General features: G+C 65.5%; 7 protein-coding genes. 6 read left to right on the top strand and 1 reads right to left on the bottom strand.

The window, feature by feature from the left end; genetic code table 11:
* Positions 1-1,470, bottom strand: a 1,470-nt coding sequence (locus ACOJTD_RS26665) for an alkaline phosphatase family protein (RefSeq protein ID WP_420135854.1), incomplete at its 3' end; no start/stop codon positions are given.
* A gap of 159 nt (positions 1,471-1,629) precedes the next feature.
* Between ACOJTD_RS26665 and ACOJTD_RS26660 the strand changes: the two genes are divergently transcribed.
* The 6 genes from ACOJTD_RS26660 to ACOJTD_RS26635 form a co-directional block, all read left to right on the top strand.
* Positions 1,630-3,645, top strand: a complete 2,016-nt coding sequence (locus ACOJTD_RS26660) for an acetyl-CoA carboxylase biotin carboxylase subunit (RefSeq protein ID WP_420135853.1) — start codon at positions 1,630-1,632, stop codon at positions 3,643-3,645.
* 5 nt (positions 3,646-3,650) lie between these two features.
* Complete coding sequence (locus ACOJTD_RS26655) at positions 3,651-4,520, top strand: isocitrate lyase/PEP mutase family protein (RefSeq protein WP_420135852.1); 870 nt, start codon at positions 3,651-3,653, stop codon at positions 4,518-4,520.
* Positions 4,517-4,819 (top strand): acylphosphatase, encoded by a 303-nt coding sequence (locus tag ACOJTD_RS26650; RefSeq protein WP_420135851.1) that lies wholly within the window; start codon positions 4,517-4,519, stop codon positions 4,817-4,819. Before ACOJTD_RS26655 ends, ACOJTD_RS26650 begins: the two co-directional genes overlap by 4 nt.
* Positions 4,820-5,280: 461 nt before the next feature.
* Positions 5,281-6,252, top strand: coding sequence for an ABC transporter permease (locus ACOJTD_RS26645; protein ID WP_420135850.1), 972 nt, complete (start codon positions 5,281-5,283; stop codon positions 6,250-6,252).
* 61 nt (positions 6,253-6,313) lie between these two features.
* Positions 6,314-7,336, top strand: a complete 1,023-nt coding sequence (locus tag ACOJTD_RS26640) for a sugar ABC transporter substrate-binding protein (RefSeq protein WP_420135849.1) — start codon at positions 6,314-6,316, stop codon at positions 7,334-7,336.
* A gap of 99 nt (positions 7,337-7,435) precedes the next feature.
* Positions 7,436-9,378, top strand: a 1,943-nt coding sequence (locus tag ACOJTD_RS26635; RefSeq protein WP_420135848.1) for an ABC transporter permease, incomplete at its 3' end; no start/stop codon positions are given.

Here is a 9,378-nt window from a genome sequence, read left to right as displayed (position 1 = left end):
GCCCTGGCGCAGCACAGTGTCGGCGACCTGAACCGAGCAGGTGGTCGGCTCAGCGCAACCCGACGCGTAGGAGCGGAAGTTGACGACGATCGCCGGTGTCGGCGTCCGCGCCTGGCCCTTCAGGTTGAGCGCCGACATCGGCAGCGTGCCGGCGAAGCTACCGAGCGCGTCGTCGACGAACAGGCCGCTGACGTAGTCCTGTTCGAGCAGCGCCTTGATGGTTCGAGCGGCCAGTTTCTTGTCCTTGCCCGGCAGATAGATCAGGTCCGAGCCGCCATTCGTGGCGACCACGAGATCCGGCTTGGCCGGATCCTTGCCGAGCACGCCGTTGCCGGCCTTGGGGTGAGCATTGTCGCCGACCGGCTTGTTGCCGTCGTTGGGATCGGACAGCGGCAGGTCGAGCGCCTTGGCGAGATCGATCGCCACAAAGCCCATCGGCAGGAAGCCGGCGGGCGTGTCGGCATAGCTCTGCTTGGCCGACGGGCTGGTCTTGCTCTCCTTGGAGATCGTCGAGAAGCCGTGGTCGGCGGACACGATGATGTTAGTCGACGCGCTCAGCCCGAGTTCATCCAGCGCCTTGCGAAGCTGGGCGAGGTTGTTGTCGGCGTTACGGATTCCGGCCATCGAGGTCGGGCCGTTGATGCCCGGAACGATCTGGTTGAGGCTGTCGCCATGATTGTGCTGGCTGCCGTCCGGATCGCGCGACCAGAACACCAGCACGAACGGCTTGCCGCGCTCTTTGAACAACGGCAGCACCACCTTGGTGGCGACGTCGGCGAAATAGGCCTGCTGCGGGATATTGGCCACGACGGTGCCGGGGGTCTTGGCGTCGCCGGCCTTGGCGTTGTCGCCGCGAGACGGCGTCGCGGTCGGCAGACCGGCCTTCTCGAGTGCAGCCTTGATCTCGTCGGACAGCGGCACGCCCTTCGGCGAGCCGGTGGAGTCGTCGAACACCACCGAATGCAGGCCGGGCTTGTCGGCGCGGTCGGTGTGGTCGAACAGCAGGGTCGGGCCGACCTTGCCGATCGCCGCTGTGCTGAGGCCCTTGTCGCGAGCCAGCTTCAGCAGCGTCTCCTCGTTGAGGTAATTGCCGTCGAAATGATTGTCGATGTCGCCGAGCACGTCGTCGTTCTCGATGAACGGAACCACGGTGTTGCCGGCCGGGACCGAGGGGTAGCCGGTATAGATGGTGTTGCTGAAGGTGCCGGTGTCGCCGAGATAATGGCCGGTGGCCATCGCCGAGCTGTTCGCCATGGTAAAAGTCGGAAACAGCGAATGCGGATTCCGGAAATTGACGCCCTGGTCGCGCAGTGCTGCCATGGCCGGCGCGGTTTCCCGCGACACGGTCAATGCCCGCAGGCCATCGGGGATGAACAGAATCAGGTTGCGGGGCTGGCCGTTCTGGGCGAAAGCGGTGGTTGTCGACAGGAGGACAAGTCCCGCAACGAACGGGGTAAAAATGCGACGCATGGAATATCCCTCAGGCTGGAAAACGGAGGGGCCGGCGACGCACCCCTTCGCATTAACTAGTTTTCCTCGGCGACAGAATTGTTACAAGCACACGCGCAATGCCGATTGCCGTCCCGGCCGGGAGGGCAGAACCACCCCAAGGTCGCAAGCAACAAGAACATGTTCAAACGCATCCTGATCGCCAACCGTGGCGAGATCGCCTGCCGGGTCATCAAGACCGCGCGCCTCATGGGTATCGAGACGGTGGCCGTCTATTCCGAGGCCGACCGCGACGCGCTGCACGTCGAAATGGCCGACCAGGCGGTCCTGATCGGACCGGCGGCGGCGGCCGAGAGCTATCTGGTGATCGAAAAGATCGTCGAGGCCTGCAAGAAGACCGGCGCCGAGGCGGTGCATCCCGGCTACGGCTTCCTGTCCGAGCGCGAGGCGTTCCCGCGGGTGCTGGCAGACGCCGGCATTGTGTTCATCGGTCCGAACCCCGGCGCGATCGCCGCGATGGGCGACAAGATCGAGTCGAAGAAGGCGGCCGCCAAGGCCAAGGTCTCGACTGTGCCGGGCTTCCTCGGCGTGATCGAGGACGACAAGCATGCGGTGAAGATCGCCGACGAGATCGGCTATCCGGTGATGATCAAGGCCTCGGCCGGCGGCGGCGGCAAGGGCATGCGCATCGCGCATTCGACCGCCGAGGTCGCCGAAGGCTTCAACCTCGCCAAGGCTGAGGCCAAGGCCTCGTTCGGCGACGACCGCGTCTTCATCGAAAAGTTCATCGTCGATCCGCGCCACATCGAAATCCAGGTGCTCGGCGACAAGCACGGCAACGTCATCTATCTCGGCGAGCGCGAATGCTCGATCCAGCGCCGCAACCAGAAGGTGATCGAGGAAGCCCCGTCGCCGCTGCTCGACGAGGTCACCCGCCGCAAGATGGGCGAGCAGGCCGTCGCGCTGGCCAAGGCGGTGAACTACGACAGCGCCGGCACGGTCGAATTCGTCGCGGGCCAGGACAAAAGCTTCTACTTCCTTGAGATGAATACCCGTCTTCAGGTCGAGCATCCGGTGACCGAGATGATCACCGGCATCGACCTTGTCGAGCAGATGATCCGCGTCGCCGCCGGCGAGCAGCTGCAGATCGCCCAGAAGGACGTCACGCTGAAGGGCTGGGCGGTCGAGAGCCGCGTCTATGCGGAAGATCCGTTCCGCAACTTCCTGCCGTCGATCGGCCGCCTGGTGAAGTATCGGCCGCCGGCCGAGAGCAGCGCCGACGGCATCACTGTGCGCAACGACACCGGCGTGCAGGAGGGCGGCGAGATCTCGATGTTCTACGATCCGATGATCGCCAAGCTGGTGACCCACGGGCCGTCGCGCGCCGCCGCGATCCAGGCGCAGGCGCACGCGCTCGACGCGTTCTATGTCGACGGCATCCGCCACAACATCCCGTTCCTGTCGGCGCTGATGACGCATCCGCGCTGGCGCGAGGGCAATCTGTCGACCGGCTTCATCGCCGAGGAATTTCCGCAAGGCTTCGGGGCGCGCCAGCCGGAGGGTGAAGTCGCTCGCCGCATCGCCGCGGTCGGGGCCGCGATCGACCGCGTGATCGGTGAGCGCAAGCGCAAGATTTCCGGCCAGATGATCGGCCGCGCCGTGATCCGCGAACGTCGTCGCTGCGTCTGGCTCGACCGCACTGAAATTCCGCTCGACGTGATCCGCGAAGGCGAAGGTTTTGTGGTACGCTTCGTCGAAGCCGACGGCTCGCTCGGCGCGGCGCATCAGCTGCTGTCGTCGTGGATCCCGGGCGAGCCGGTGTGGGAAGGCACGCTCGACGGCCATCCGGTGGCGATGCAGGTCCGCGCCATTCCGAACGGCTTCCGGCTGGCGCACCAGGGTTACGAGGTCGCCGTCAACGTCTTCACCGAGCGCGAGGCCACCGCCGCGCGCTGGATGAAGGAAGGCGACAAGGCTGACACCGGCAAGAAGGTGCTGTGCCCGATGCCGGGCCTCGTTGTCTCGATCGCTGTGACCGAAGGCCAGGAGGTCAAGGCCGGCGAGACGCTCGCCGTGGTCGAGGCCATGAAGATGCAGAACGTGCTGCGCGCCGAGCGCGACGGCCAGATCAAGAAGATCCACGCCGCCGCTGGCGCCACGCTTGCCGTCGACGCGGTGATCATGGAATTTGCGTAAGCGCCATGGCCTGGCGCGACCGCCGCGGTGCGCTGCGCTCGATCCTCAACGGATCGGTTTGCGTGCGCCCCGCGTCGGTCTACGACGCGATCTCGATCCGGATCGCCGATGATCTCGGCTTTGAGCTCGGGATGTTCGGCGGTTCGGTGGCCTCGCTGGCGATCCTCGGCGACCCTGACATCGCGCTGATCACGCTCACCGAACTGACCGAGCAGATGCGGCGGATGAGCCGCGCAGCGGCGCTGCCGGTGCTGGTCGACGCTGACCACGGCTATGGCAACGCGCTAAACGTGCGCCGCACCGTGCAGGAACTCGAAGCCGCCGGCGCCGCCGGCCTCACCATCGAAGATACGCTGCTGCCTCAGGCGTACGGCGAGGCGAAGCCGCAACTGATCTCGCGCGAGGAGGGGCTCGGCAAGATCAAGGCGGCGCTCGATGCGCGGCTCGATCCGTCGCTGGTGATCGTCGGCCGCACCGGCGCCTGCGCAATTAGCTCGCTCGACGATGCGATCGCGCGCGCGGTTGCTTATGAAGCCGCGGGTGTCGATGCGCTGTTCTTCACCGGCGTGAAGACGCGCGACCAACTCGCCGCCATCAGCGCCGCGACGACGCTGCCGCTGATCCTCGGCAGTCCGAGGGCTGAGCTTGCCGACTGGGACTATCTTACCGCCCAGCGCGCGCGCATCGCCGTGCAGGGCCACGCGCCGATCGCGGCGGCGACCGAGGCGGTGCACAAGACGCTGTCCGCCATTCGCGCCGGCGCCGCGCCGAAGCAACTCAGCGGGCTCGCGACCGCCGAGCTGATGAATCGCGTCACGCGTTCGGACCTGGTCGAAGAGCGCGAGGCGCAATTTCTCGGGCTTGCGCGCGAATGAGCACGGTCGTCCGCCACGTCATGATCCGCGGCCGCGTCCAGGGCGTCGGCTATCGCGCCTGGGTGGCGACGACGGCGCAGGCGAGCAGCCTCGAAGGCTGGGTCCGCAATCGCCGCGACGGCAGCGTCGAAGCGCTGCTGGCCGGCGAAGACGGTGTTGTGGCCGACATGATCAAAGCCTCCCACCGCGGCCCCTCGGCCGCGCGCGTTGACACTGTGGTGGTGATGGAAGACGCCAGCGCTGAGATGCTGGCACAGCGGCACGCGGGCGAGCGGTTTTCGATTTTGCCGACGGTGTAGTTGGCAGCGCTGCTATCTCGTCGAGGCCGAGAATTCGCTCATTTGAATCTGCCTATCCACATCATGCCCGGCCTTGTGCCGGGCGTCCACGCCTTGCTAACGGCACCGCAGGAAGGGCGTGGATGGCCGGGACAAGCCCGGCCATGACGAACGTTTATACAAGTATCAAGGTTCGTGAGGCTTCGCGTTTGCGTCACTGCGAGCGAAGCGACGCAATCCAGCGCCGCGTACCGCGGCGCTGGATTGCGTCGTCGCTTCGCTCCTCGCGATGACGCGCACTCTCCACTCACCGCCAACCTCCGATTGCCGTCTCCGCCATCATCACGCAATGATTAGTTCGCATTGGCGAAAGGTTGTCAGTGCGGCGCACAAACGCGCGAGCTGTTAGTGTGCGGCATTTCGTCTTGCAATTAGTAAAAAGACGGGGGAGGATCGGGTAACAAAAAGAAGCAAGGCTTGGGATGGCGCTCAGTCGGGTTAGTCAGCAGGGCATCGTGCTCGGCATTTTTGCCGTCATGTTTGTCGCTTTCGTTCTGTTTCTGCCGGGATTCTTCACCACAGCGAATATGCTGACGCTGCTGCAGAACGTGTCCGTTCTCGGCATTCTCGGCCTCGCGATGGCGATCGTGGTGATCGGGCGCGGCATCGACATCTCGCTGATCGCCGTGCTCGCGGTGCCGCCCGGCCTCGTGCTGCAGATGGTGCAGGACGGCAGCTCGCTGCCATTCGCGTTGTCGATGGCGCTGCTGTTGTCGCTCGCCTTCGGCGTGTTCAACGGCTGGCTGATTGCCTATGCCGAAGTGCCGGCGCTATTCACGACACTGGCGAGCGGACTGTTTCTCGCCGGCTTCGGCCAGGCGGCGCTGTTCAAGCTCGATGTCGTGCAATGGAGCCCCGGCATGCAGGGCTTCGAGTGGCTCGGGCAGGGACAGTTGCTCGGCGTGCCGCTGCCGATCATCGTGTTCGGCTTGGCCTGCTTGGCCGTCGCGTTCCTGCTGCGCAGCACGCGGCCCGGCGCCTATATCTATGCGGTCGGCGACAATCCGAACACCGCACGCGTCACCGGCATTCCGACGCGGCCGATCATCGTGCTGCAATACGTGCTGGCGGCGTTGATCGGCTGCTTCGCCGGCCTGGTGATGGCCTCGTCGGTCAACAGCATGCCGACCCGCATCTTCAATTCGACGATGATCTACGACGTCATCCTGGTCGTGGTGCTCGGCGGCATCGGCCTGTCGGGCGGCCGCGGCGGCGTGCTCAACGTGGTGATCGGCACGCTGCTGATCGGCACCATGCTCAACGGCATGACGATCATGGACGTCTCCTACTCGGGGCAGAATCTGGTGAAGGGCGTCGTGCTGCTGATCGCGGTGATCGCCGACTCCTTCCTCAATCCGCGCAACGAGGAGACCGCCCAGCAGGGTGACATCTGACGAATCCAAAAAGCCACGGCGAGCAACGCCGGGCGAACACCAGGGACCAAGGGAGGTGACCATGTCGGTTCAACTGAAGCGCACTGCATTGCGACTGATCGCCGCCGCGACGGCGGTGGCAGCGCTCGCACTGCCGGCGCGCGCGCAGCAGGGGCTCGACGAGCCGTTCCAGGGGCCGTTCAAGGCGGCGCTGGCCGGCAAGACCGTCGCCTACATTCCGGTGGCGATGAATTTCGACCTCACCGAAGGCTGGTTCGCCGGCGTCAAGCGCGAGCTCGAGCCGTTCGGCATGAAGGTGATCGTGCGCGATCCGAACTGGAGCACCAGCGCCGGCGCGCAGGCTCTGACGACGCTGATCTCGGAGAAGCCGGCCGCGATCATCGTGCACAATCCCGACGTGCAGACCTACGCCAAGCTGCTGCAGCGCGCCGAGAAGGAAGGCATCTTCATCATCCAGATCAACATGGGCTCGGTGTATCGCAGCTCGGCCTTCGTCGGCGCCAATTGGATCGAGGTCGGCGAGCGCGCCACCGAGGCGGTGGTGAAGGCCTGCGAGGGCAAGTCCGGCAAGATCGCGATCGTGCAGGGCGCGTTGTCGGCGGCGACCTCGGCCTACACGCTCAAGGGCGTCGAGAACGTGCTGGCCAAGAATCCGAACATCAAGGTGGTGTCGTCGCAGGCGGCCGACTGGGACGCCGCAAAGGCCAAGGCGATCACCCAGACGGTGCTGAAGCAGAACCCGGATCTGTGCGGCATCGTCGGCTTCTGGGACGGCATGGACATCGGCACCGCCGCGGCGGTGAAGGAGGCGGGGCTCACCGGCAAGGTGTTCGTCGCCACCTCGGGCGGCGGCGAGCGCAAGGGCGCCTGCGAGCTGGTGAAGTCCGGCGCGTTCGATCTCAATCTCAGCTACGACGTGCCGATCCAGGCCGCCGACATGGCGGCGATGATCAAATGGCTGCTGTCGTCCGGCGTCAAGCCCGGCGACGTCAAGGGCTCGATCTACACGACGCTGATCCCGATCACCAAGGAGAACGCCGACACCCAGACGGCGTGCTGGAATCTCAGCGACCTGAAGAAGTAACGCACGCCAGCATCGAACACGGCGCCGCCCGCGTGCTGCGGGCGGCTGCCGCGGGCGCGCGCGCCCGCACGTCGGCGACAGTCCAGTTCAGCAGGTCCCATGCAAGAAGCCCTCGTCAAATTCAAGTCGCGCTACTGGCCGGATCATCTGCTCGGCGAAATCCTGTCGAAGCGCTGGACCGAAACCGCGATCCCGATGATCGTGCTGATCGTCGTGGCGATCGCGCTCAGCAATGCGATTCCGGGCTTCCTGTCGCCCGCGTCGCTCGGCGACACCGCGCGTCAGGCCGGCGAGATCGGCTTCGTCGTGCTCGGCATTGCGCTGGTGGTGATCGTCGGCGGCATCGACCTGTCGGTCGGCTCGATGTTCGCGCTGTGCGATTTCTGCGCGCTGTACTGCCTCAACGTGCTGAACTGGCCGGTGCCGGCGGTGATCGTCGCCACCATCGCCTGCGGCGCGCTGCTCGGCAGCATCAACGGCATCCTGATCGGCTATCTGCGGCTGCGCGCCTTCATCACCACGTTGATCACGCTGATCATCTTCCGCTCCGCCTACGATCTGCTGCTGGTCGGCAACTCGGTCAAGATCGCCTCGTCGATGCCTGACTTTCCACTGTGGGACTTCCTCGGCGGCGGTGACGTGTTCGGCATTCCGAGCGTGGCACTGCTGTACGTCCTGGTGGCAATCTTCGGCCACATCTTCCTGACCCGGCTGCGGCCAGGCTGGCACATCACCGCGATCGGCGGCTCGCGGCGCTCGGCGTATAATTCCGGCATCCCGGTCCGCCGCACCATTGCGCTGTGCTACGTCGCCAGCGGTGCGCTCACGGCGATCGGCGCGCTGTTCTTCGCAGCCCGGCTCGGCACCGTCGGCGGCGACGTCGGCATCGGCCTCGAAGTCACGGTGCTGACCGCCACCGTGCTCGGCGGCATCACGCTCGGCGGCGGCAAGGGCTCGGTCGCCAAGGCGCTGGCCGGCACGCTGATCGTGCTCTTGATCACCAACGGCCTGACCACGCTGTCGGTGCGCGGCGGCTATAACCGCATGGTACTGGCGTCGATCCTCTTGGTCGCCGCGATGATCGACATCCGCTGGCTGAAGAACCGCAACCGCATCATCAGCAAGGTCTATGTCGCGCCGGCCTATCACTATCTGCCGCCGCCGCCGCCGACCGAGATCGGCCAAGGCGGGCCGTTCGAGCAGAACGACAAGCTGCGCGACGTGTCGCTGATCGGCCTCGGCAAGATCGAGGCGCCCGAGGACGTGATCCTCGACCGCCACGACAATCTTTATGCGGGCTCGCGCCACGGCGATATCATGAAGTTCTATGCGCCGGACTATTCGCGCATGGAGGTGTTCGCGCATATCGGCGGCCAGCCGCTCGGTATGGCGTTCGACCGCAACGACAACCTGTATTGCTGCATCGGCGGCATGGGGCTGTATCGCATCGCGCCGGACGGCAAGGTCGAGAAGGCGACCGACGAGACCAACCGCAGCCTGTGGTCAGTTAATGACGACAGCCGGCTGCGGCTCGCCGACGACCTCGACATCGCCGACGACGGCCGCATCTTTTTCTCGGAAGCCACGGTGCGCTACGAGATGGACGAGTGGCCGGTCGACGGCCTTGAGGCCCGCGGCAACGGCCGCATCATCTGCTACGATCCCAACACCAACACCACGCGCACCGTGCTACGCGGGCTGAAATTCCCCAACGGCATCGCCATCGCCAGTGACGGGCAGTCGATCCTGTTCGCCGAAACCTTCGGCTGTTCGATCAAGCGCTATTGGTTCGACGGGCCGAAGTCCGGCACCGTCGAGGTGGTGATGGACAATCTGCCGGGCTATCCGGACAACATCAATCTCGCCTCGGACGGCAACTACTGGCTGGCGCTGGTCGGCATGCGTTCGCCGGCGCTCGATCTCGCCTGGCGTATGCCGGACTTCCGCCGCCGCATGGGCAAGCGGCTGCCGGTCGACGAGTGGCTGTTCCCGAACATCAACACCGGCTGCGTCGTCAAATTTAACGAGCAGGGCCAGATTCT

The organism is Rhodopseudomonas sp. (assembly GCF_048594845.1).
Taxonomy (GTDB): Bacteria; Pseudomonadota; Alphaproteobacteria; order Rhizobiales; family Xanthobacteraceae; genus Rhodopseudomonas.
Note: the sequence above shows the minus strand (reverse complement) of the source record. Positions and strands in the feature narration are given on the sequence as shown.

Coding starts and splice junctions, on each gene's coding strand:
- ACOJTD_RS26655 (WP_420135852.1), top strand. CDS start 3,651: ATGGCCTGGCGCGACCGCCGCGGTGCGCTGCGCTCGATCCTCAACGGA.
- ACOJTD_RS26640 (WP_420135849.1), top strand. CDS start 6,314: ATGTCGGTTCAACTGAAGCGCACTGCATTGCGACTGATCGCCGCCGCG.
- ACOJTD_RS26645 (WP_420135850.1), top strand. CDS start 5,281: ATGGCGCTCAGTCGGGTTAGTCAGCAGGGCATCGTGCTCGGCATTTTT.
- ACOJTD_RS26660 (WP_420135853.1), top strand. CDS start 1,630: ATGTTCAAACGCATCCTGATCGCCAACCGTGGCGAGATCGCCTGCCGG.
- ACOJTD_RS26650 (WP_420135851.1), top strand. CDS start 4,517: ATGAGCACGGTCGTCCGCCACGTCATGATCCGCGGCCGCGTCCAGGGC.